General features: G+C 42.9%; 22 protein-coding genes. All 22 read right to left on the reverse strand.

Going from position 1 to position 23,813, the window contains the following annotated elements; all coding sequences use genetic code 11:
- Position 1: 1 nt before the first annotated feature.
- The 22 genes from H8S07_RS04600 to H8S07_RS04705 all read right to left on the reverse strand — a co-directional run bounded on the left by H8S07_RS04600 (position 2) and on the right by H8S07_RS04705 (position 23,761).
- Positions 2-313 carry a hypothetical protein gene (locus H8S07_RS04600; RefSeq protein ID WP_005338478.1) on the reverse strand — a complete coding sequence of 104 codons (312 nt, stop codon included), beginning with the start codon at positions 311-313 and terminating at the stop codon, positions 2-4.
- 94 nt (positions 314-407) lie between these two features.
- The gene (locus H8S07_RS04605) at positions 408-3,227 is read right to left on the reverse strand and encodes a VirB4-like conjugal transfer ATPase, CD1110 family (protein ID WP_173772483.1); all 2,820 of its coding nucleotides are present in this window, start codon (positions 3,225-3,227) and stop codon (positions 408-410) included.
- The gene (locus H8S07_RS04610) at positions 3,205-3,579 is read right to left on the reverse strand and encodes a PrgI family protein (protein ID WP_186855536.1); all 375 of its coding nucleotides are present in this window, start codon (positions 3,577-3,579) and stop codon (positions 3,205-3,207) included. Before H8S07_RS04610 ends, H8S07_RS04605 begins: the two co-directional genes overlap by 23 nt.
- Positions 3,580-3,596: 17 nt before the next feature.
- Positions 3,597-4,466 carry a VirB6/TrbL-like conjugal transfer protein, CD1112 family gene (locus tag H8S07_RS04615; RefSeq protein ID WP_004612759.1) on the reverse strand — a complete coding sequence of 290 codons (870 nt, stop codon included), beginning with the start codon at positions 4,464-4,466 and terminating at the stop codon, positions 3,597-3,599.
- 23 nt (positions 4,467-4,489) lie between these two features.
- Positions 4,490-4,705: a Maff2 family mobile element protein gene (locus H8S07_RS04620; protein WP_005338487.1), complete on the reverse strand. Its 216-nt coding sequence runs from the start codon at positions 4,703-4,705 to the stop codon at positions 4,490-4,492.
- Between the two features lie 135 nt (positions 4,706-4,840).
- Complete coding sequence (locus H8S07_RS04625; RefSeq protein WP_118408422.1) at positions 4,841-6,736, reverse strand: VirD4-like conjugal transfer protein, CD1115 family; 1,896 nt, start codon at positions 6,734-6,736, stop codon at positions 4,841-4,843.
- The gene (locus H8S07_RS04630; RefSeq protein WP_004612793.1) at positions 6,733-7,260 is read right to left on the reverse strand and encodes a PcfB family protein; all 528 of its coding nucleotides are present in this window, start codon (positions 7,258-7,260) and stop codon (positions 6,733-6,735) included. Before H8S07_RS04630 ends, H8S07_RS04625 begins: the two co-directional genes overlap by 4 nt.
- A gap of 39 nt (positions 7,261-7,299) precedes the next feature.
- Positions 7,300-7,452 (reverse strand): hypothetical protein, encoded by a 153-nt coding sequence (locus H8S07_RS04635; protein WP_004612794.1) that lies wholly within the window; start codon positions 7,450-7,452, stop codon positions 7,300-7,302.
- A 102-nt stretch (positions 7,453-7,554) separates the two neighbouring features.
- Positions 7,555-13,536 (reverse strand): SpaA isopeptide-forming pilin-related protein, encoded by a 5,982-nt coding sequence (locus H8S07_RS04640; RefSeq protein ID WP_186855537.1) that lies wholly within the window; start codon positions 13,534-13,536, stop codon positions 7,555-7,557.
- Positions 13,537-13,944: 408 nt separating this feature from the next.
- Complete coding sequence (locus H8S07_RS04645) at positions 13,945-14,367, reverse strand: RNA polymerase sigma factor (RefSeq protein WP_005338497.1); 423 nt, start codon at positions 14,365-14,367, stop codon at positions 13,945-13,947.
- A 3-nt stretch (positions 14,368-14,370) separates the two neighbouring features.
- Entirely contained in the window at positions 14,371-15,006 is a 636-nt protein-coding gene (locus tag H8S07_RS04650; protein WP_186855538.1) for a sigma-70 family RNA polymerase sigma factor, read from the reverse strand.
- Between the two features lie 169 nt (positions 15,007-15,175).
- On the reverse strand, positions 15,176-15,325 hold the full coding sequence (locus H8S07_RS04655; protein ID WP_004612798.1) for a hypothetical protein: 150 nt from the start codon (positions 15,323-15,325) through the stop codon (positions 15,176-15,178).
- Positions 15,326-15,451: 126 nt separating this feature from the next.
- On the reverse strand, positions 15,452-15,808 hold the full coding sequence (locus H8S07_RS04660; RefSeq protein ID WP_005338503.1) for a helix-turn-helix domain-containing protein: 357 nt from the start codon (positions 15,806-15,808) through the stop codon (positions 15,452-15,454).
- Between the two features lie 109 nt (positions 15,809-15,917).
- Positions 15,918-16,256: a DUF6050 family protein gene (locus H8S07_RS04665; RefSeq protein ID WP_186855539.1), complete on the reverse strand. Its 339-nt coding sequence runs from the start codon at positions 16,254-16,256 to the stop codon at positions 15,918-15,920.
- Between the two features lie 6 nt (positions 16,257-16,262).
- Positions 16,263-17,438, reverse strand: a complete 1,176-nt coding sequence (locus H8S07_RS04670) for a DUF6017 domain-containing protein (RefSeq protein ID WP_186855540.1) — start codon at positions 17,436-17,438, stop codon at positions 16,263-16,265.
- Positions 17,419-18,324, reverse strand: coding sequence for a ParB/RepB/Spo0J family partition protein (locus tag H8S07_RS04675; RefSeq protein ID WP_186855541.1), 906 nt, complete (start codon positions 18,322-18,324; stop codon positions 17,419-17,421). The genes H8S07_RS04670 and H8S07_RS04675 overlap by 20 nt, the downstream gene beginning before the upstream one ends.
- Positions 18,317-19,093 (reverse strand): ParA family protein, encoded by a 777-nt coding sequence (locus tag H8S07_RS04680; RefSeq protein WP_186855542.1) that lies wholly within the window; start codon positions 19,091-19,093, stop codon positions 18,317-18,319. The genes H8S07_RS04675 and H8S07_RS04680 overlap by 8 nt, the downstream gene beginning before the upstream one ends.
- 15 nt (positions 19,094-19,108) lie before the next feature.
- Entirely contained in the window at positions 19,109-19,273 is a 165-nt protein-coding gene (locus tag H8S07_RS04685; protein WP_166462287.1) for a hypothetical protein, read from the reverse strand.
- Entirely contained in the window at positions 19,260-19,727 is a 468-nt protein-coding gene (locus H8S07_RS04690) for a DUF6075 family protein (protein WP_117548357.1), read from the reverse strand. The genes H8S07_RS04685 and H8S07_RS04690 overlap by 14 nt, the downstream gene beginning before the upstream one ends.
- 286 nt (positions 19,728-20,013) lie before the next feature.
- Positions 20,014-21,474: a 23S rRNA (uracil(1939)-C(5))-methyltransferase RlmD gene (rlmD, locus tag H8S07_RS04695; protein ID WP_186855543.1), complete on the reverse strand. Its 1,461-nt coding sequence runs from the start codon at positions 21,472-21,474 to the stop codon at positions 20,014-20,016.
- Positions 21,475-21,528: 54 nt separating this feature from the next.
- Complete coding sequence (locus tag H8S07_RS04700) at positions 21,529-22,470, reverse strand: 3'-5' exoribonuclease YhaM family protein (RefSeq protein ID WP_021860263.1); 942 nt, start codon at positions 22,468-22,470, stop codon at positions 21,529-21,531.
- 19 nt (positions 22,471-22,489) lie between these two features.
- Positions 22,490-23,761 carry a S1C family serine protease gene (locus H8S07_RS04705; protein ID WP_117538517.1) on the reverse strand — a complete coding sequence of 424 codons (1,272 nt, stop codon included), beginning with the start codon at positions 23,759-23,761 and terminating at the stop codon, positions 22,490-22,492.
- Positions 23,762-23,813: the final 52 nt, after the last annotated feature.

A 23,813-nucleotide genomic window follows, 5' to 3' on the forward strand; every position in this document is an offset into this window, starting at 1 on the left:
GTTATTCTGTCTTATCCTGATAGTCCTCCCATTTCTCCAACACTTCATCTGCCATCCCTGCAATGGAATCCGTCAGCTTGTCTGTCATTCGCTCACTTAAAGTTCCCCTTACAGCCAGACAAGATGTAATTCCCATGAAATCAATCAGTTCCGCCAGATAGATAAGGTCATCCATCATTTCATCAGCCGTCACTTTTTCCTTTGTGTCCTTTTCCATTTTCAAAATCTCCTTTTCATTGTCTGCACAGATTCTTTCTGCAAATATGCAGCAAGGTTCGCCGCTGCATCTCTCCATGTTTCTGTAATCTTCCATCTTGTAATCCTCCATGATTTCCGGGCAGAAAAATTGCCGGAAGTATTCCTCCGGCTCATCCTCTACTCTGTTTTATTTTGTTTCGTTTATTTCTTTAATCGTCCCGTTCTCCGATACCAAGTTTCTTACGCTTTTCCACCTCATCCGGCTTAGAAGTCATCAGGGCATACAGCATCAGGGAATTATCAAACTTATCCTTGAACGGGATAATGGTGCTGCCATAAAAGACCAGTCCCTCACCTTCCCCGCTGTTCGTTACATAAGAAAGCTGGTGAGGGGAAATGTTGAGCTGTTTTGCAAGGATCTGTCTGTCACCAGATGCCTGGTTGAGCATCAGGATAAAGTCCGAGTTTTCAAAGATGTTCTCAATCTCCCGGCTGGCTAACAGGTCTTTTACGTTCTGTGTGATACCCGTAGGGATACCACCCCATTTACGGAAACGCTTCCAGATCTCCACACTGTATGCTGCCGTCTGCTCCTCTTTTAAGAGCAGATGGAACTCATCAATGTAATATCTGGTACTCTTATTCGCAGAACGGTTGACCGTTACCCTGTTCCACACCTGGTCCTGCACGATCAGCATACCCAGTTTTTTCAGCTGTTTTCCCAGATCCTTAATGTCAAAACATACGATACGGTTACTCAGTTCCACGTTGGTTCTATGGTTAAACACTTTTAAGGAACCATTGACGTAAATCTCCAGTGCCGTTGCCAGACGCTGTGCTTCCTGCTCTTTCTGATTACGGAGAAGATTATATAAATCCTCTAAAATCGGCATTTTTTCCGGTACCGGGTCAGAAAGGAAATCCTGATAGACCAGCCTTACGCATCGGTCAATGACGGTCTTTTCAACCGGCTCCAGTCCGTTCTTTCCGCCTACTACCAGCTCACAAAGAGACAGGATGAAGTCCGATTTTAAGGAAAGCGGGTCATCATCGTCAGCGTAATCCAGGTTAATATCCATCGGATTGATATAATCGTGGCTGGTCGGGGAAATACGGATCACCTGTCCATGAAATGCCCGGACTAACGGATAATACTCCCCCTCCGGGTCACAGACGATAATGTCATCTTTCGTCACGATAAATGCATTTGCAATCTCTCGTTTTGCCGCAAACGACTTACCGGAACCCGGTGTACCAAGAATCAGTCCGTTCGGGTTCTTCAGTTTCTTCCTGTCTGCCATGATAAGGTTATTGGACAGGGCATTTAATCCATAATAAATAGATTCCCCAGCCATAAATAATTCCTGTGTGGTAAACGGGACAAAAATTGCCGTGGATGTCGTTGTCAGTGCCCGTTTGATCGGTACAAAATTCACCGCAAGCGGCAGGCAGCTCATCAGTCCCGGCTCCTGCTGGTAATCCAGCCGTTTCAATGCACAGTTATATTTCTGTGCGATACCGGCAGTCTGGAACACCACATTTTCCAGTTCCTGTTTGGTCGGTGCAGTATTTAAGAACAATGCTGTTACAAGGAACATTCGCTCATTTCTGGACTGTAGATCTTCCAGAAGCCTTTTTGCTTCCCCACCGTATGTATTTAAGTCCGAAGGGATAATGTCCATGTCATAGCCTGCCCGGACTGCTTTTTTCTGTTCCTCGATCTTCATACGGTTAATATCCGTCACCTTGCTTTTTACCAGCTTGATTGCCTTCATCTGGTCGATGGACTGGATATGGAAATTCACCATCAGGTTGCTGTCCATCTCCAAAAACTCTGCCAGCATCTTGTCGGTAAGTTCCGGTGCAAGGATCTGTAAATAGGAAACAGCTCCCATCGTGCCGCCCATCTCAAAATCTTTTCCATTCTTAAATACAAAACTGGTCGGTGCGACATAATCCTTGGTACTAAGCCCTGTCCGAAGTACATCGTCATAAGAGAAATGGAACGGAACTTTGCTGTCCTGGTTAAAGGTTTCATACATGATCTGTAACCGTTCCTCTCCGTTCAGCGGATAGGCAGATACCCCAAGGATCTTAAAGTTATTCAGAATATCCGACTCGATACGTTCCAGTTTTGGCCGTGCTTCCCGGATATTCTCCGCTTCAATCCCAAATGTGATATATTTGGTACGCATCAGCCCGTTATTTCCTTTTGCCAGCTGGTTATTGAGCATCTGGGCAAACTCCATACGTAGGTCATCAAATTCATCCTCCTGCGGATTGATATGGATGACCTTCTCATACTCTGCCATGTTGCTGTGCTGGTTGATAAAAGACAGCTGAAAATGAATTGTGCTGTCAAAGTAATTCAGGAAATCACACCAGTTTTCAAAGATGGCGTTCTTATCTTCATTCTGTGCCAACTGATAGTTGATGTCATAAAAACGGATCGTCTTGGAATAAAACTTGTCCTGCACCCGGCAGATACCGTCCCTTCCCATCTCATGGTATGGAATCGACTGCTGTGCAGTGATCCTCTTATCTCTGGCACTATCCGGTGTTTTCTTTCCTGTCCCACTGCCTTTCGTTCCGGAAACCACTTTTCCTGCCGGACGCTGCCCCGACGGTGCTGCGACAGATCTGCTCTTTTTCTTTTTTGCGTTTTTCTTTGCGTCACGCACTGCCTGCTTTTCTGCTCTGGCTGCCAGCTTTGCTTCCCTTTTTGCATTTTTCTTATCCGCTTTTTCATGTTCCTTATGCAGTTTTTCTTCATATTTCTGTGCCCTTTTGAGGGCTTTCTTTTCCCTGCGTGTCAGTTTCCGGTTCGGTCTGCGGACACCTCTTTGCCGTTCCAGTGCTTCATACCCTGTCACCATAGGCTCATCATGCAGTCTGCCGCTTACTGGTTTTCTTTTCATTGCGGGGTCTGGAAGTTCTTCTTCTCCATCCTCCTCATCCAGCCAGTAATCATCCGGATATAATTCGTCTAAGCTCTGTGGCGGCTGTCTATCGTTTTTTCTTTTTAACACCCTTCGTTCCCCTTTCTTCTTTTTGACCACGGTATACCTTTTTCTCGTACATATTTTCCATCTGGTACTTGCGTACCGGAGGACGGATAAATTTTACGGTGATCATATTTTTTAAGACCTTTTCTAACGGGAGTCCATCCTTCTCATACATGGCAAACAAAAATGCCGGAAGCATCAGAAGGCACATCCCGGTCGCTGCGTTACTGGAACCAATAATTCCCCTGCTTAAGAAATAAAACGGAAGCCCTACCGCCGCCGCAATCCCAAAGCAGATCAGCTGCCGTTTCGTCAGATTGAAAATGATCTTATTCTTGACCTTGGTTAAGTCTTTAGGCACAGATACAAATGCCATTGCCAGTTCCTCCTTTCTTAATGGGCGTTAAAGATACTGCGGGCGAAGTTTCCTGTTTTCATCAGACTGAAACACAGGATCACCGTGTATGCCATCACGCCGAACAATGCAGAATGTATGTTATCTGACATCTGGATGTTTGCGACCAGGACCGCATAGATTCCCACGCAGACCATCATAAAAAATCCCTGGAATGCCAGTGCAAACAATCCACGAAGATAGTTGTTCCCGATCTGCCCCCATTCCCGGTTGGACATGGTTGCGAACGGGATCGCTCCAACGGACGAATAGAGATAAATCTCAATCATACGTCCATACAAAATCACTGTAATAAAGACTGAGATAATCTTCATACACAGGCTTACAAGCATCGTTTCCAGTGCCAGTATGACAAGTTCACCGATCTCCATAGATTCCATCGCCGTCTCCATCGTGGAGATCATCGTATCTATATTGATCGCTGTATCAGAACTGATAACCCCAGCTGCCCGGCTGACTACGGACTGCCCGACATCAAATACCGCCATCGTGATCGTAAAGGTATGGCTGACAATCCAGACTGCCACCCACATCTTGAAAAAGTATTTAAAGAACATCCAGGTGTCGATGTCGTGCATGTTGTTCTTTTCCGTCAACATGGAGATCAGCTCATAACAAAGTACAAATGTGATAATCATACCGGCAATCGGTACAATGACCGACTCGGAAAGATTCTGTATCATGCTGTAAATGCTGCCATTCCAGCCCTGCGGTGTCTGCCCAACCTGAGCAGCAATCTGACCGGTCTTTTCATTGACATCGGTATACATTGTTGTCAGGTTGGAACTTACCATGCCTGTCAGAAGATTCCTCATCCATTCTTCAATCGCTTCAAATATCCGATCCATGAGTCATCTCCCTCCTGCTTCTCTCAGCTGAACAATCCGGACAGTAACGGTACCAGCTGGGTGCCGATCAGAACGACACCGCCTCCTGCCATCAGCTGCTTGATTCCCTGGGACTTTGCACCTGGGTTGTCGTTTCCATATCCTTCTAACAGGTTAATAACACCCCATACTGCAAGTCCGGCTCCAATCGCCACCACAAGTGTCTGCAAAATATTGATTGCCTGATTAAAAAACGCCATATTCGTTGTCTCCTTTCAAATCTCTGTATTTCTCTGTTTTCTATCTTTAAGAAGTCTTTTCCGGCTCTGCCCTTACGGGTGGCCTTTCATGATCTCTCAAATCCATCACCTCCCAAAAGGGCAAAGAAAAAAGAGCTATGTGTCCGAATCTTTCACATGCTCTGCTTCCTTGTTTTCTGTATTTAATTCTCCTGCCAGACTCTCTTCCGAAAACTCATACAGGTCAAATTCCTGTGTCCTCGTCAGTTTCACTTCCATCCGATGCCGCATATACGCTTCCACATCAAACTCATTTTTCTTATCGTAGTCTGACAGCTCCTTATACCGTTTGTGTTTGGTAATATCGAACTTGTCACTGAAAAATGGTCTTACACCTCGAAGCTGCAAGATACATTTGCTGCCATCCATGACCGCAAGTTCGTCCCGGCTCATCAATTCCTTTCCTGTTTTTTGATAGTTCATCCCGTAAGAACGGCTCTGTCCACGGGTGTCCGAAGTGTTATATAAATCAATCGTTTCTTTTCCCAGCGTCTCGGAAATCTCCTTTAAGGTCGAACTTTCCTTACCGCCAAGGAATAACATCGTGTCACAGTTGCCTAAGATTGTTTCAGCTGCATCTTTGTAGATTGTCTTTAACTGGGACTGCGACTGGAGGATAATGGATGCAGAGATTTCCCTGCTACGAATGGTGGCAATCAGCTTGTCAAACTTTGGAATCTGACCGATATTTGCGAACTCGTCACAGAGGATTCTGACATGATATGGCAATCTTCCATGATGTACATCGTCCGCTCTGTCACATAACAGGTTGAATAACTGGCTGTACATCATCGCCACAACAAAGTTAAAGGTATCATCCGTATCAGAAATGATAATAAACAGTGCTGTCCTCTGGTCACCTACCATATCCAGTTCCATCTCATCATAGCTCATGATCTCACGAAGCTCTGCAATGTCAAACGGTGCAAGCCTTGCACCACAGGAAATCAAAATACTCTTTGCTGTTTTTCCTGCCGCCAGTTTATATTTCTTATACTGACGCACTGCAAAATGCTCCGGTTCTTCCTTTTCCAGTTCCTCAAACAGCATATCTACTGCATTTTTAAATGTCTCATCATCTTCCCTTGTTTCCGAAGCGTTGATAAACTCAAGCAGGGTCGCAAAGTTCTGTTCTTCTTCCGGTGCTTCATACCAGATATAGCCGATCAGGGCACAGTACAAAAGCCTCTCTGCTTTCGTCCAGAAATCCTCACTGGACTTCTCGCCTTCCCCTTTCGTGTTCACCATAATCGTATTTACCAGTTTCAAAATATCCTTTTCTGAATGGATATAGTGGAAGGGGTTATAGTGCATACTCTTGGAAAAATTGATCGTATTCAATACTTTCACTTTATATCCATGCCGTACCAGCATCTTTCCGCACTCAATGATGATCGTCCCTTTCGGGTCCGTGACCACATAACTGATGTATTTTCCCATCTGCATCAAGTTGGGTTTTACATAAAAACGTGTCTTTCCTGAGCCAGATCCGCCAATCACGATCACGTTCTTGTTCCTCGCAAATTTCGGATTCTTTGGTCTGCCATTCATGGTCAGCCGTTCCGTCATGGTCAGCAGGATATTGTTCTCAAATACCGGGTCGATAAAGGGTGCAATGTCTTTTGCCGTCCCCCATCTTGCCGAACCATACTCCACTCCCTGCCGGAACTTTTTGGCATTTTTCCCTTTCATATAGACCAAGAGCTTCACCGCCACGGCTCCTGTAATCCCAACCAGCAATTCATTTTTATGCATACTTGGAAGAATCCTGCTGAATGCCATCTGGAAATTTAAGACCAGTACCATCAGTCTTTCTATCATGGAATCACCCACACAGTATTGATATAACCATGCCAGCTTATTTCCCACATAAAAGATCACGATATACGGAAGATTCATCAGAACAATCCGAAGCAGCTTATGTACATCCACCGGCGGTAACCTCTCCAGGTATCCTTTTCCTACACCAAGCAATTTCTGTAATCTGCTCATAATGACGGCTCCTTCTCCTTTCCTTTTGTTTTCTCCAGTTCCCTGTGCTTTGCAAGCGATTTGGTGATTGCCTGCTGTAACTTCTTCCTCACAGATGGTTTTTTGTCCTTATTCAGAGACTTGCCCGTGTATTCCTTAAAAGCGGCAGTCATCACATCAGCATCCCTTGCCTTAAAGAACACATAGTATCTTGGCGGGTCCGCAGTCACATCTTTTTTCAGGCTGAAATCAATGCTGTACTTCTTTGCTACCCGTTCAAAAGACTTGATGTTTCCATCTGTGATCTCAATGTTGGACAGCTGTACATTCTGCTTCATCAGCTTATCAAGGCTCTGTTTTCCCTTGTAGGTCTTATCCTCCTTTTCCTTCTGGGGCTGCTTCTGGTTTGTTTTCTGTCCCTGCTGTTTTTTCTCCTGCTCCATCTTTGCAAGAGCCTTTACCATGGCAGCTTTCAGCAAGTTGGCAGTGACCTTGCCACAGCGGATACAAAGTGAGACTGTTTTCTCATTCACTTCATCCTGCAATCACACCACGCCCTTTCTTCTCTCACTGCTGTCTTATCCTCATTTATCACATTGCTGCTCCTTTCCTCTCTTTTCTGCCAGTTTCATATATTCTTTTTCTGATTCCGCCCCCACTTTGATACAGCACCAAAGGACAAATCCATATACCAGAAATACTGCAGCCGCAGCAACGATCAATACTGTTTTTGTCATCTTCTTTTCTCCCTTCACATCTCTTGAAATTTTTCAAAAGGGCATCTATGAATCCTGTGTCCATAAATGCCCTCATCCATTACTGAAAAATCCTATGATCTCTTATTTTTTCTTTTTGCGAAGAATCACTGTGCCACCAAGACCAGCCATTCCAGCCCCTGCAAGCAGAATCCAGAACAGAATCGGAGTATTATCTCCTGTCTTTGGTGAAGTCGATTTCTTTGTTTCTTCTGTGGTTTTCGTCTCCGGCGTTGGTGTGGTTTCTGGTGTTTCCGTCGGTGTCTCTGTTGGAGTTTCCTCCGGTTTCGCCTCATCCTTCATCACAACCTTCTGGATTTCTCCAGTATCTTTGACCGTAAACTTTACATCCTCTGCAACCAGATAACCGTCCGGTGCAGTTTCTTCACGAAGGGTATATTCCCCGATTGGAAGCATCTCAATATAGTGTGGTTTTTCTTCAGATGTCCAGCTTTCTACGGTCTTTCCATCTTTGTCAAGGATTGTCAGTTTCGCTCCTGGCAGCTCCTTACCAGAAATATCGGTCTTGGAAATCTGCACTTTTGTCACATCATCCTTCATTTCCACTTTCTGTACTTCACTGGTATCTTCCACCGTAAAAGTGATGCTCTCTGCTGTCACATAACCGTCCGCAGGAAGTGTTTCTGTCATGGTGTACTTCTTGCCAGCGGTCAGTTCTTTGATGATATGTGCTTCTTTACCGGAAGTCCATTCATCCACAGTGTTTCCACTCTCATCTGTGACTTTTAGTTTTGCTCCCTCAATCTCCTTTCCGTCTGTCAGGGATGTTTTGGTAAACTCTACGGTTGTCGGCTCATCTTCAAAAGTGAACGCATAAGACAGTGTTTCCTTATCTGCCCCACCATATTCAAAAGTAAATTCCTGTACCTGGTCTGTTGTCGCAAATCCCGGTGCCGGGGAAGTTTCTTTCACATAGTAGGTATAGCCAAGTGGCAGATCTGCCGTAAAGGTCAGTTTTCCTTCCTTATCCGTAGCCTGCTCCTCAATAACCGTATTTGCTTTCAGGATCACATCGCCTTTTGCATTGACAATATCTTCTTTATTGCACAGGGCAAATACAGCCCCTTCCAGTACACGGTCGGAATCTTTTTCTTTCTTTAGCACGTTCACTTCTGCCTTCTGACGTTTGTTCTGCCAGTCAGCGGAATAAGTAACAACTGCGGTATTCTGGTCACGGTAAGTCAAATCTACTTCACGAGTTTCTCCATCCAAGACATATCCACTTGCTGTCTCTTTCTCTTTGACATAGTATTTGCCAAGAGGAAGGTCTGTCAGTTTTGCCACGCCTGTTTCATCCGTCGTGATCGTTGCTACCAGTGCATCTTTCTTGTAGTAATCTTCACTCTCGCCATCCGCTGCTTTTATATCTTCTAAGGCATAAACCTCAAAAGTAACCTCTTTCAGGGAACCGGAAAGATATTCAAACAGATGCTTCATCCATCCGCCAATGGAATCCAGTGCAGATACTTTCTCCAGGAACTCACCTTTTTTATTGATGATAAGTGTTCCGGTTGGCACTGCATCTTTCATCTCTACCTTCTGGATCTCGGCAGTATCGTCCACAGTAAAAGAAACTTCTTCCGCCATCAGATAGCCATAAGGAGCCATTTCTTCACGAAGGGTATACGTCTCCCCGGCTGTGAGTCTTTCAATCAGATGTTCCTCACCCTTTACAGACTTCCATGTATCTACCACATTTCCATCCTTATCAAGCACCGTAAGCGTTGCCCCGGAAAGTTCCACGCCTGTCGTAATATCGGACTTCGTAAAGGTTACTTTTGTCGGCTGGTTCTTAAATACAGATTCCAGCTCTACCACTTTCACATCCTGTCCCTGATATTTGGCAGTCACTTCCAAAGTCTCAAAAGAAGAGACATACCCTGCCGGAGCTGCAAGTTCTTTGATATAGTAAGTACCAAATGGAAGGTCAACGTCAAATACTGCCCTTCCATCTTCCCCACTGACTGCTTTTCCAAGTAAGGTATCTGCCTTCACAATTACTTCTTCATGTGCCAGAATATCTTCTTTTGCATAGATGCCAAACTCTGCACCTGCCACAACCGTTTCTGTCTCTGCATCCTGTTTTACTACGGACACTTCCACTTTCTGACGGTCATTCTCAAAAGTTGCTGTCTGCTCGATGACTGGTGTTTTCTGGTCTTTGTATTCAAATGTTACTGTCTGTGCTTCTTCGTTTAACACAAAGCCCTCTGGTGCTGTCTTTTCAACAATCTTATAGGTTCCAAGTGGAAGGTCGGTGATCTGTGCCTTTCCATCCTTATCCGTGGTAACAGTTCCTACCAGTTCCCCGGAAGCATACTCCAGGATACGGTTTCCGTTATCATCTTTCTGGAAGTCTGCTGTATAAATATCTTCGGCAGCATATACCTCAAAAACTGCTCCCTCCAAAGTTTCCTTCTGATAAGTAAAGTCATCTTTGTAACTATTTAAGACCTCACCCTGTTTGACGATGTTCAGTTCTCCCTTAACCGGATGATTCTCGTATGCGATCTCAATGATCACATCGCCAGAAGTTCCGTCCATCTGATATGCTGTATTGGAATCTACATCCACCTCATAGTAATTCTCATTGAGCGTATATCCATAAGGTGCGTTCACTTCCTCAATGCGGTAATGTCCAATCTTCAGATTCTGTGGAAGGATTAAGTATCCCTGCTCATCTGTAAAATAAGATTTATGTTTTACTGTCGTCGGATACGTTGTTACCTGCTCCACATACTTTTCTGTATCCAGGTTAAAAATCTTAAACTCCGTATTTTTCTGAAGGACTGCTTTCTTTGTCTCATCGTCCTGTTTGATGATCTTCAGCTTTGCTTCAAACTCTTTGTCAAGCAGCAATCTCCATACCTGCGGTGTAGTCGGATGATTCTCTGTAATCTGTACGATGAAATCATTGACCGGAGTATAATTATGTGGTGTGGTTGTTTCACGGACAATGTATGTTCCATAAGGAATCGCAATACTGCGGGCATACCCTTTCTCATCTGTAAAGATCTCTGTTGCACCATTTTCTCCGATCACTACCGGCTTGGCAGAATCAAAGTCATAGCTGCCATCTTTTTTTACTGTCAGGGATGATACCAGATAAGCGGTAAATCCTGCACCTTTCAGTAAATCGGCATCTGTCTTTCCGTTGTTCGCTGCCTTGATGATTTCAAATGGCTGCTTCATCACCTGTTCCAGAGACAGACAGTCACGCTTCACTTCCGCTACAAGATCACCCTCGTAGTTGCAGACCAGCTCATGTTCTTCTTCATCTGCCAGGTAACCCGTTGGCGGAGTAATCTCTTTTACATAATAATTACCAAGGTATAATCCATCTACGGAAGCCTGTCCATTCTTATCCGTTGTAAGAGTGGCAACCTGCTCGCCTGCTTTGTAGATCACGCCAGTTGCTCCATCCGGATGGACAATATCTTCACGGGCATACAGTCCATAGACCGCCTTTTCTAAAGTAGCGTCTCCCTGTGGAACTGCCTTCTTTGTTTCTTTGTCCTGCTTCTGTAAAGAAATCTTTGCTGTCACACGCTCGTTTTTGAAGGTATGCTTAAATGTCAGTTTTGCTTCCTTATCGTTTGTATAAGAAAAAGCAAACGTATAAACATCATCCGCATTTCTCAGATAACCTTCCGGAGCCTGTACTTCTTTTACATCATAAGAAAATCCCAGCGGCAGGTCTGCGGTAAACTTCGCTGTTCCATCATTGCCAGTTGTCACTTTCTCAATCAGAGTGCCTTTCTTTACGACAACCGTTTCATCTGCATTTTTAATGTCACTGGCTGCATAAAGTCCAAAAATTCCTCCATCCAGAGGATTTTCTGTATCCTTATCCTGCTTTGTCACAATCACTTCTGCTTTCTGTCTGTCATTCGTAAAGGTTGTCTCAGAAAAAACAACATCTACATTCTGTCCTGCATAAGAAAGAGTGACAGACTTTTCTTCCCCGGCATTATAAAATCCGGTCGGAGCCTGTTTTTCTTTGACGATATATGTACCAAGATGCAGATTTTTCAGAATGACTGCCCCATTCGAGTCTGTTGTCAGATTCTCTTTGACCAGATCACCCTTGCTGTAAACCTTGGCACCATAAGCAGTTTTAATATCTCCCCCGGCATACACATCATAAATCGCACCTTTCTGTCTGCGTTTCTCATACTTAAATGTTGTTCCATTCTCGGTAACATCTGCACCTGTCAGAACCTGACCTTCTTTATAAACAGTCAGCTGTCCCATCTGTTCTTCATCCGGAACAGTCACAGTTGTTGTTTTGCTGACTTCCAGTTTTACGTTGTAGGCAGTTGCATTGATACGGTATCCTGTCGGAGCTGTAATCTCTTTCAGATATACGGTATCCTGTGTCTTAATGATCTGTACGGACGCTTCCCCATTCGCATCGGTTGCCGGTAACTTTGTGATCAGCTTTGTACAGTTTGTATCACTGTATAAACCAAACACAGCACCCGCCAGCTTTGCGTCTGCTTTTGCATCTTTTTTAATCACCTTAACACTTGCGTACTGTACCCATGTTACTTTGAAGTCCACATATTTTTCATCATCAACACCTTCACCAAATACCAGTGCCAGGTCCTGTGAACCAGAGCCGGTACTGATCTTATACGCAGAATAATCTTTTGTTACACTGCCCTTCATCGTTGCAGACCAGCTTCCTGCGACATCCTGTACCTGTGTAAGAGGTGCAGATAAGTAAAACTTAGTTCCACCACTGATTTCTACTGCTTCACCAGCTTTGCTTGTCTTTCCGGTTGTCACGTTATGGAGTTTCACACCACTTGGGAGTTTCATTGTGATACTCTGAAGTTCATCCGCTTTAAAGGTGATCTCCTTTGTTCTCTGGCTATTGCCATCTACATAGGCTGTCACATCTGCATCAGAAAAACTCATATCTACATCTGGAATCTCCGGCTGTGAAATACAGTAATTATACAGTTTCATTGCAAGTGTCTTTGCTGTACCGCTTGCACCGGAAAAGGCAGAATCTCCACCATTAGCATAAGATGCTGCCAGATGTACCAGAATAAATCTGGCACCTGCACTTAGGTTTCCATATCCATTTTCCTCTGTGAAAAATCCTTCATCACCGGAAGCCTTTGTGCCATAGTAACAAACCTTTGCCAGCTTCTTACCATCACTGAGCTTTGTAATATCATAAGTACCACTTCCCGGACTGGATTTAGAAGGCTCCACGCAATATGCTGTTGCAGAAACATTACCAAACTGAACCGTATATTTGTAAGTCAGATAACTTCCATACCCGTAATCCGAATACTGATAACAGGTTCCTCTTGTTACTGTAACTTTCTTGGTACTCTGTGTTGCAATGTCTGTTGCCATGAAAGTAACCACTTCTCCTTCTTCCATAGAATAAAGGTCGATACCGTTCTCCGCTGCCTGATCCATTACTTCTGAAACAGCCAGACCGGATTCTTCATCTGTCGTCACTTCCTGCTCATCTGTAAGATCAGTTACAATTTCTTTTGACCCGTCCGAATCAGCATCTTCATCCGCATTACCGGAATCTTCTGTTTCACCGGCATTTCCTTCACCAGCTGTATTTTCAGAAGAACTCTTTGTCTGTGCTTCTGTTTCCGGCTCTTTTACCGTAATGTTTCTGCTTACTCTGTAAGCTGGGTGACCGCTGACTGGCTCTACTGCATAGACAGCTTTGTAGGTATCCGGTGTATGTGCGTCAAAATCTGTACCGGCTTCACTCTTTGCTTCATGGAATAAAACTTTCACCTTTTTTTCATTCACGCCCTCTATACCGGACAGATCGACTTCCACTTCAAATTCTTCTCCATAGGGAATCTCAATATCCTTTGCTTTCACAATTTCATCTTCATCAAGAGTATCCTGCACATCCTGCAGTTCCGGATATTGCTGTTCAAATGAAGTTGGCTCTGGTTCTAATTCAGAAGCAGAAACCGTGACTGGTTGAACGATAACAGACGCCAAAGTTGCAACTGCCATAAATCCCGACAAGAATCTTTTAAATCGCATTTTCATTTTGACTGAGTCCTCTCTTTCTTCGATAATTTACTCCACTTTCGTTCAGGCTTACACCTGCATGAATCAATCATAGGAACCACCTCCCTTGTGTCTTGGATTGACTTTTAAATAAAAACAGGATTGAGCTATTTAAGCCGCAAGAGGTAATTCGTAATCATTCCTGCCAAGGGTGCCTCTCATCCATTGCCCTTCACGTTGTCACCGAATACCCGCCGCCAAATGCGTAGCTGGGAAATTCAGGTATCCTCTTGCTGCTGATATGAAATTGTCAAGGTTCACTTTTAGGGGGGAATTTATTGTTTTGAATTAAAATAGACATTTGCCCCTCCACTAACCGCATGTGTGAAAGGGCAAAAATTAACCTGTTTGAAATTTTTTTAGAAAATTTTTTGAAACAGCAAAAACTTACAAAGTTTCCAGCCTATCTTTTAGTTTCTGCAATACTTTGTTTTTCCTGTTTCTGATTGTCTTTGTACAACACCCGAAATACTGTGCTGTTTTTTTAACTGTGTACTCTTCAAAAAATAATAGTCTTATCAATTCCATTTCTTCTTCAGACAAATATTTCAGTGCTTCCTGCAGCTCTTGTATTTCTGACACCCTGATGACTATTTCTTCTGGTGATAATATATGCAAATAACTGTTGTAACTCGTTTCTCCTACTTTTTCTATTCCGCATACACCATTTTTCTGCATTTTTTCAAGCTGGTATCTTTCTTTTCTTCTTGACTGGTACCATGCCAGATATACGTCTCTGGTAACTTCTACGAGAGTTTCATTTACACGCAGCACATACCGTTGTCTTTCCTTTGGTTTTTTACCACGCATCTTTTATTCTCCCTTCTGAAGCACTCCGATCAGTCTGCCTGCATTTCTTCTCATTTTCTGCTTTGCCTGTGAAATACATTTTGATACTGCCGGTTCTGTAATTCCAAACACCCGTGACACTTCTCTTTGTGTACGCTGCTGAAAATAAATTTGATGGATCACCTGTCTCTGCCGATCAGTCAGCAGATTCATAAATTCTCCAATAGCTTCTTCTATGATCAGTTTTTCAAGTACATTCTGCCTTTTATCCACCAATTCGCACCAGCCTTCTGAAATATGGCTGTATGAAATGCAATTATTATGTTCTCGTACCTCCCTGTTCCTGCACAGCCGATCTTCACCTTCTAATATCAACCGCACATACCAGGGCTGATTATCAAAAAAATCTTCCTTAACAACTGTTATTTTTCTTCCTGCTTCATATACATAATCTCGACAGGTAAATAAAGGAAAAACCGTTCCATAATCACCTGCACAATAGAAAACATATCCTGTCTGATACGCAATAATTTCCGCACCATCTATCAGTCTATGCTTTACAACTGCCACATCGTTTTCTCTCAAATACCTGGCGGACGGAACCTTTCTTTTTTCTTTCCTGTTACCTACAACCTGTTTCAATTCCTGCAATGTCAGCATAATTACCACCTTTCTGCCTACTGGCAACAGGAGCCCATCAGCAGAAAGGATAGGATTATTACTGATTTACTGGCAAAAGGGCAGTAAAAAACAGCTTCCGGCACACCCGTTTTTTTTAACGAGAGCCTGAAACTTCCTTACTGCCCTTTCTGCTAATTTACAGCATCCTCTATTTTATTTTCCGTCTGATGTCCCGGTCAGACTTCTTTGCATTTCTTTCCGTTTTTATGTTCTTTTCATTTTCCATCAAAACAGAATAGTCTCCCATTGCATCATAGGGACACTGCTTCCGATAGATTAAATTTTCTTGTCTGGTCATCAATCCTGTCTCCCTTCCTTGTTTCTGTCTCTTTCTCTCTGTTTGCTATTTTAACAGCACAAAAAACTATTATCCTTAGCATATATGGGGAGTTTTTTTGTTTTACACCCCATATATGGTGAAATTTCACCTGTACTCATTAAAACTGTCTATCAGCGAATCTATTGTCTGCATAATAATTTTCTGCTCTTTCCATTCCATCTTCTGAATACGATAAAATACTTCCTCAAACTGCTTTCTTTTTTCTGCATCGTCCCCCTCTTTTCCCATCAGGATATTGGCATCTGTTTCCAGGATCTCAATCATCTTCCTGAAAATCTCAACAGACATTGCCGTTTGCCCTCCTTCTATCCTGCTGACCGTATTGACACTGATACCTGCTTTTTCCGCAAAAGATTCCTGTGACAACTTCATTTCCTGCCTGCGTTTTCTGATCCGTTCTCCCAATTCAATAAGTTCTGTGGAAATTGCACGATTGCTCAATACGGTGTCTCCTTTCCTGCAATTTATCCCGGCTTTACGACATTTTGTCGCAAAGTTTCCAGAAAAAAAGCAGCTAATTTTGTCTTAGCTGCTTTTCGAAAGATCTATTTCATTTTATTCTCGGTATTTTATGTATTCCTGTAATAACTGTAAGCAGGAAAACACTAAGATAAATGATTGCCTGTCCAATCATTGCCAGAAGAACGACACTTCCTATCAATCCTCCGATCAGAAAATTCATTGTCCATACTGCCAGTGTTCCTCCAAGATCAAAACCTCTTGGAACCATCCAGACACACATTTTTCCAATTCCGAATGGTATCCCCATCAGAAGCAACAGCAATAAATAATTGCACTTCCCATCCTGGATACAAAGCGGTCTCAGTACTGCAAACAAGACAATAATCACCAATGCTGGCACAATAACTTTTTTTATCATATTTCTCATGTTCCTTTATCCTCCATACATATCGTGATTAACCTCTGCCTGATAATAGCTGTTTATCGTTGTCGGGGCATTATACAGGGCAGTCAAAAGATATGCTTTAATGTTTCCAACCTTGGTCGTATTTCGATTCAGACAAAACAGCACATATTCGATATGTGAATAATTCAGCTTCATAAACCTGCTTTTCACCAAAGCAACTGGCTTTTCTGTCCCTGCGATTCGAATCATACTGTCCTCCGGCATCATCATAACTTCAATCATCAGTTCTACCAGTTCATCCACATCTTCTTTTGCATGATATTGATAATCTATGTTTTCATGAATCACTTCACGATATGCCCGCATCTCCTCCATCACATCCCTTTTCTTTTTCAGATTGCCTGATATGATTGGATAGGATTGATTTATCTCAGTTTCACTAATATCAGTCTTGTTAATATCAGTATTATTAGATTGTGATTTCGGATATTCTGGTTTTGTGATTTCCACTATTCTTGAATGATGATTTTCACCATTTTGGAATTGTGATTCTGGAAATTCTTGATTTGTGGTTTTCATCATTCCTGAATTGTGATTTTCACCATTCTGTAATTGTGATTCCACACAATCCTGAATTGTGGATTTCACTACTCCTGAATGATGATTTTCACAATTCAGAAAAGTGCCTGTTTTTTCCCTGTTCTCAGCTTCTGATTGCAGATTTGCACATTCTTCATGGTTTCCCTGCTCAGATTGCAGATCTGCACATTTTCCATGATTTTTCTGCTCTGATTGCAAATCTGCACAGCTATCCGTTGGCTTTTGGTCTGGCACTTCTCTGATCATAAAATTTTTCACATAAATGACATTAGGCTTTCCCAGTCCCAGACGTTTCTTTTCAATCAGTCCTATCCCATTATTACTGTCCAGCTCTTTTACCAGTTTCACTGCCTTTTGGGTTCCACAGTTCATCAGCTCTGCAATTTCTTCCACAGTGAAAATAATATATACTCTGTCCTCTGAATCCAGCCATCGGTTCTTAATGCTCAGGCTCATACGGTCCAGCATCAGACCGTATAATACCTTTGCTTCACAAGAAAGAGCTTTAAAGCATGGTTCTGTAAACAGCACTTTCGGGACACGATAAAAGCTGTATTGTTCCGCTTCCATTCCCGTAAAATAATCAAACTGTATCTTCTGCATCTGCTACTCCTTCTCTGTTTTCTTTCCACTTATCCAAAAGCATAAAAATGACTTCTTCTATCTGTTCTTTAGAATATGTCTCTGGAAAATAATTGCCGATTTTTTTTGCCGGAATTGTTACATTGATTTTACTGTTTTCTTTTTTCAATAAAACGGCATAGATATAACCCTGAGTTAATTTTCCATTTGCACTGCATTCCTTTAATTGTTCTGCCTGTTGTTTTGTCGGAAAGATATTACTGTTGACAATTCCTTCCAAAAGCCATTCCTGTTCCTGTGGTTTCAGATAAGACAATTTTTCTCCCACTATCATAGGGATTTTATTCTCATCCACATACTCCAACAGTCCATCTGATAATGAAGCCAGACGGATATATCTCTGCACAGTTCTTCCACTGTCCCCGGCTGTTTCACCAACCATATCTGCCGTATATTTTTCGCCTTTACTTCCCTGGTGTTTCATAGCATCATATTTCATCTTATAGGCATGGGCCTTTTCACTTGGCAGAATATTTTCACGCTGAATGTTGGAATCGACCATAATTATGACAGCTTCATCATCTGTATAGTTTCGGACAAGGACCGGCATAGTTGTTTTGCCACACAGTTCACAGCCTCTTTTTCTCCTGTGACCTGAAATCAGTTCATATCCACCTTCTGATCGGGGTCTTACCAGAGCAGGATTTAAAACACCGTAGTTTTTAATACTCTCTACTGTCTCAGCCATTTTTTCATCATCGCTTACATGAAATGGATGATTTTTGAAAGGATAGAGCTTTTCCAGTTCTATTTCCACAACCTGGTTCATACTCTTTTCCGGTGATTCTTCTAATCCCAGTAACTCATCATAAGAGGTAAGCTGAATCTCTTTTTTCGGTCTACGCATGTTTCAACACCTCCTGAACCAGTTCTCTGTAACTGTCTGCCCCTTTGCTTTTTCCATCATAAGCAAATATACTTACACCTTCAGATGCTGTTTCTGCAAGACTTTCCGTTCTCGGAATCGTCTGCTCAAAAATCTTAATGTCATTTCCATATGTAGTTTTAATTGCCTGTTTGTTTCTCTTTGCATTATTGTAACGGCAATTATCCATTGTGAACAAAATACCTTCTATCTGCAATTCCGGATTAAACCTCTGATGGATTCCTTTTACCACTTTCAGTAATTCCATAAGTCCATCCGCCGCATAATATTGTGGCTGTACCGGAATCAGAACGCTGTCCGCTGCACTCAACGCATTGATTGTCAGCATTCCCAATGATGGCATACAGTCAATCAGAATATAATCATATTCATCTTTCAATAGTTCCAGATACTCTTTCAGTACTTTTTCCCTATCCTCAACAGTAAATAAGGACATATCCATTCCGGCAAGCAATTTATTGGACGGAATCAGATCCATCCCTTCTTCATGGTGCAAGATTGCTTCCTTTGGATCAAACTCCAGTCCCATGATGATATTTTCCATCATACTCTTTAAAGTCACTTTGAGATTTTTGGGAAATCCCATTCCCATTGTCAGATGTCCCTGCGGATCTGCATCTACCAGCACTACTTTTTTCCCATTCTTTGTCAGTCCGGCTCCCAGATTGATGGTTGTCGTTGTTTTGGCTACTCCGCCCTTCTGATTTGCAACAGCAATTACTTTACACATATACCTTCCTCCGATTTACTGTTTTTCTTCTACTTCTACATAAACACGAAAATATTTACTTGTTCCTTTATTTGCATAAGCATCAGATACTTCCAGGACATCCAATTCCTTATGATTTTCCAAAATACGTCGAAACCATTGAATGTCCCTCAAAGTACCCTGTAATCTAATTTTCAGCATATATATCCTCCCAGTCTTTGTAAAAGCAATACTCTGGATAACGGATTTTAATAGCTTCCCAGAAATACCGGGCATATCCACAGCAAAACAGATCCTCTACGGTATAACACTGACATTCTTTCAACTGATCTTCTTCTGCTTCGTAATCTCCGACGCTTGGTGTTCCATTACAATACAGGTTAAATGCCATACGGACAATTCGTAAACTTCCACTGGTCTGCCACCCTTCCTGCAGGCATTCCGTTTTTACACATCCAGTTTTAAAATTATAGATTTTATTCACATTATCTCTTGTGTCTCTGTCGATACCCAGGCAATAAATCAAAGCCCGATGGTAGACATCCTGATATCTGCATTTTTTCAGATATTCCTCATAAAATTTTTCGTGTTCCCTACTCTTGAAAGTAATTGTGCGAGAATTGCTATTCTCTGCTCTTAACGCTGTGTTTGTCATTTTCGTTTTCCTCCTGAATTTTTAATATTTTGGTATAAAAAAGACACTCCATTTCTGGAATGCCCTATAAAAAATAGGGACACCCGCTTTTGACAAGTATCCCTATAATCTATCAATAATCTGATAGCTCTCTATTCATTTTCATATTCAAGATTCTTTGTGTTCCCCGTCCCGAGGTCTAACGCAACAACAACGGTTACTTTCTTCACAAGGCTCTTTTCTTTGTGATTTTCACCTATTTTTCTGAAACTGAAAAACTCCACAAAGTGCGTAAATTCAAGGATTTCTACATATTTTTCCTTTGTAGCAACACCGCAGTCTCCACATGCACCGTATGAGGAAACTGATCCACCGCGCGCACCTTCGCAAGCTCGTAGCCTTTCTCGCGCAGGAACTTCACATCCCTTGCGAGTGTTGCGCTGTCGCAGCTGACATACACAACACGCTCCGGCTGCATGTCAACAATCGTCTGAAGTAGCGATTCCTCGCAGCCTTTGCGCGGCGGATCGACAACAATCACATCTGCGTGCGCTTTCTCACCATTGTGCGTCTTCGCATATTCTTTATAATAATCCGGCAGAACTTCCTCGGCTTTTCCGACATAAAATTCTGCATTTTTAATTCCGTTAATCTTAGCATTATTTTTCGCATCATCAATCGCCTGCGGCACGATCTCCACACCGTACACCTGCTTTGCCTTCTGAGCAAGGAACAGGGAAATTGTTCCGATTCCGCAGTACAGATCCCACACCGTTTCCTCACCGGTCAGGTCTGCATAATCCAACGCCAGCTCATATAATTTCTTTGTCTGCACCGGATTCACCTGATAAAATGACAGTGGTGAAATCTGATACTTTACATTTCCGATATAGTCTGTGATAAATGTCTGTCCCCACAGAAGTTTAATCTTATCTCCCATAATAACATTCGTCTTTGCGCGATTCACATTAACAGTAATACTTGTCATTCCCGGAATTTTTCGCAGACGCTCCACAAGAACTTCTGCGTACGGCAGTTCTTCTCCATTTAAGATCAGACAGACCATGATCTCATCGGTTGTGAAGCCGTAACGAATCAGCACATGGCGCACAAGACCGGTATGCTTTTCTTCATTATAAGATAGAATCTTGTATTCTTCCATAAACGCAAGAATACACTCCAGAATCTCTTTATTTACCGGAACACCAAGAATGCAGTCTGTATTTGAAATAATATTGTGCGTTCTTCCGGCATAAAATCCGGCAATCACATGTCCTTCTTTATCTGTGCCGATTGGGAACTGTGCCTTATTCCTGTAACAGAACGGCTGATAGTCCGCTGCACCTGCCTTTTCAGTATCCGCAGCAGCCGCAACTTCTGCGGTTTCGCCGCGTTCCATCCCAACAACCGGCTCCATGATCTCATCTAAAAGCTCCGTTGGCACACCACCGATCCGTTCCAGATTGCCGCACACTTTTCCCTCTTTAAATGCAAGCTGCGCCGAATATTTCATTTCCTGAATCTGACAGCCACCACATTTTCTCGCCATCGGACATGCCGGTGTCTTCACTCTCGCCTCGGACGACGTCAGGATCTTCTGTAATCTCGCATAGCCATAGTGCTTCTTCGCTTTCATGACTTTCGCTTCGATCACATCTCCGATCATGGCATCTTTAATAAAGAGGGTATAGCCATCAACTTTGCCTATGCCCTCTCCATTTACGCCGATATCTTCAATTGTAACTGTTACAACATTGTTTTTTTGCATATCTTTCTCCACTTAAATTGAATCTTATCGCTGCATCTTTGTAATTTTATTTTCCTACACAATCGTCTTTCTCAGATTGGATTCAAATAACCGGTTGTATCCAAGCCAGTCATTGTTCTTCTTGTCTTTGAAAAGTTCCGTCAGTGTCTGCATCTTCGCATCGGTTGCATCTGCGAAATTCAGTGCCAGTGCCTCTGCCAGCGCAGGTTTCTTCGGTGAACCATACTCTAATTCTCCATGATGCGCAACGATACAGTGCTTTAATTCACTTGCCAGCTGCTCCGGAAATCCCGGAATACTTCTGACTGCATCAGAGATCATCTCCACACCGATCACGATATGTCCAAGCAGCTGTCCATCGTCTGTATAATCATTTGTCGGGAACGGTGACAATTCTTTTGTCTTTCCGATATCGTGACAAATGGCTGCAGCATATAGCAGATCTTTGTTGAGAATCGGATATGCACTCACCATGTATTCGCACATTTTCACGACGCTTAATGTATGTTCCAGAAGTCCTCCGGCAAATCCATGATGAACGGTCTTTGCTGCAGAATGTCCGACAAATGTCTTGATAAATGCTTCATCATTTACAAAATAATACTCTACCGCCTGACGCAGATAGTCATTATCGATCTTCTTCACATATCCGATCAGTTCTTCAAACATACTGTCTGTGCTTTTCTCGGTTGTCGGCATGTAGTCTGCTGCCACATACTCATCTTCATACGCCTTACGGATCTGACGGATATTGAGCTGCAGATTGTTATTATAACTGATCACATCGCCAAATACTTCGATAAAATCCATCTCATCATAGTCTGCGATTCCATTAGAATTCGGATCCCAGACCTTTCCGTCCAGTGTTCCTGTCTTATCCTGCAGGATCAGATTGTCATATGGCTTCCCGTTTCTTGTCTCTGCGCTTCTTTTTCCTTTGCACAGATAAATATTTCGGATGGTTTCGCCTTCTACTAATGTGTTGATATATCTCATATTTTATAGCCTCTTTCTATTATTTATTTCCCACTGTAGCATTAAAATGCACAGCAACATACTGATCTTTCGCACCGCGTCTGTAACCTTTGATCAACAAATGTGTGCCTTCTTTTTCTTCCATCAAAAGTTCATGATACTGTTCAAAATTCTCTATATCTGTTCCTCCTATCGCAGTCAGCACATCCCCGCTCTGGATACCGGCACGCATCGCCGGAGAATCTGCTTCTACTTTATCTACATAGATTCCTCTTGGAATCCTGCGATCTTCCGCTATATTCTCGGACACATCCGTTGCATGGATTCCGATGTACGGAACGCTCTCTCCGTTCGCCAGAAACTGCATAACATCTTTGATGTCTGAAATCGCATATGCATGCATCAGTTCTTCTTTCGCATCTTCGCCTGCCGCATCACAGATAATTCCAATCACTTCTTCCTGCCGGTTAAACATAATACCACTGCCTCCCGTAAATCCGGCAAGCTCTGCTCCCAGAATATGATATGTGCCATCAGCCCGCTCTGCTTTCTCGGTACTGGATCTCAGCACACCATATCCCACTGCATCTCCCTGCCCGAAAAGCATACCAAGCAATACGGTGGTATCACCCTTCTTCACCTCATAGGAACTGCCAAGCGCTGCAAGCCGGATGCTCTTTGCCGTCTTTTCTTCCAGCTGTGATTCCTTCACTGCGTAAATCGTCAGTTCTAGGTTCGCATCGCTCTTCTTCTCTGTAACCTGATATTTTTTTCCATCACAGAATGTTGCCTGGATCTGCTGTGTTTCTCCCACTTCCATCGTCGGTCCCAGAATCAGAAGTTCCTGCCCGTTGTCTGCGATCAGGACACCGGATACCGACTGACTCTCACTGACAAACTCTTTATTGCCAATCGTTGCACCCGTCAGTACAAGAAGCGATACTACACTTCTCTTTCCTTTCTTCGCAACATCACTTAATGACTTCACAGACTTGCTGTAATTATCTTTCTTCTGTCCGTTTCCATCTTTCCCGGATCTGTCTGCTTCATTTTCTGCAGTCTGCTTCGTGTCTCTTGGAATCGTCACTTCATCCGGATTGCCAGATATTCTGCTCTCTACCCATGGTTTGAACACACTAAAAGTAAAGCAGGCAACCAGTCCGATAAAAATTCCCACGCCTATCTTACGCAGGATTCTCTTCTTCCGCTTTCCTGTGCCACCCACTTCATCTTTGATGACTTCCTGTAAAAAAGAATACTCCGGAGTCTCGTTCATTTCTGATTCTTCTTGCTGTCTTTTTTGCTCATCCATAGGTCCTCGCGTCTCCTTCGCAATCCTTTTTCTAGTATAGCGTATCACCTGC

The organism is Dorea hominis (genome assembly GCF_014287705.1).
Lineage (GTDB): Bacteria > Bacillota > Clostridia > Lachnospirales > Lachnospiraceae > Dorea_D > Dorea_D hominis.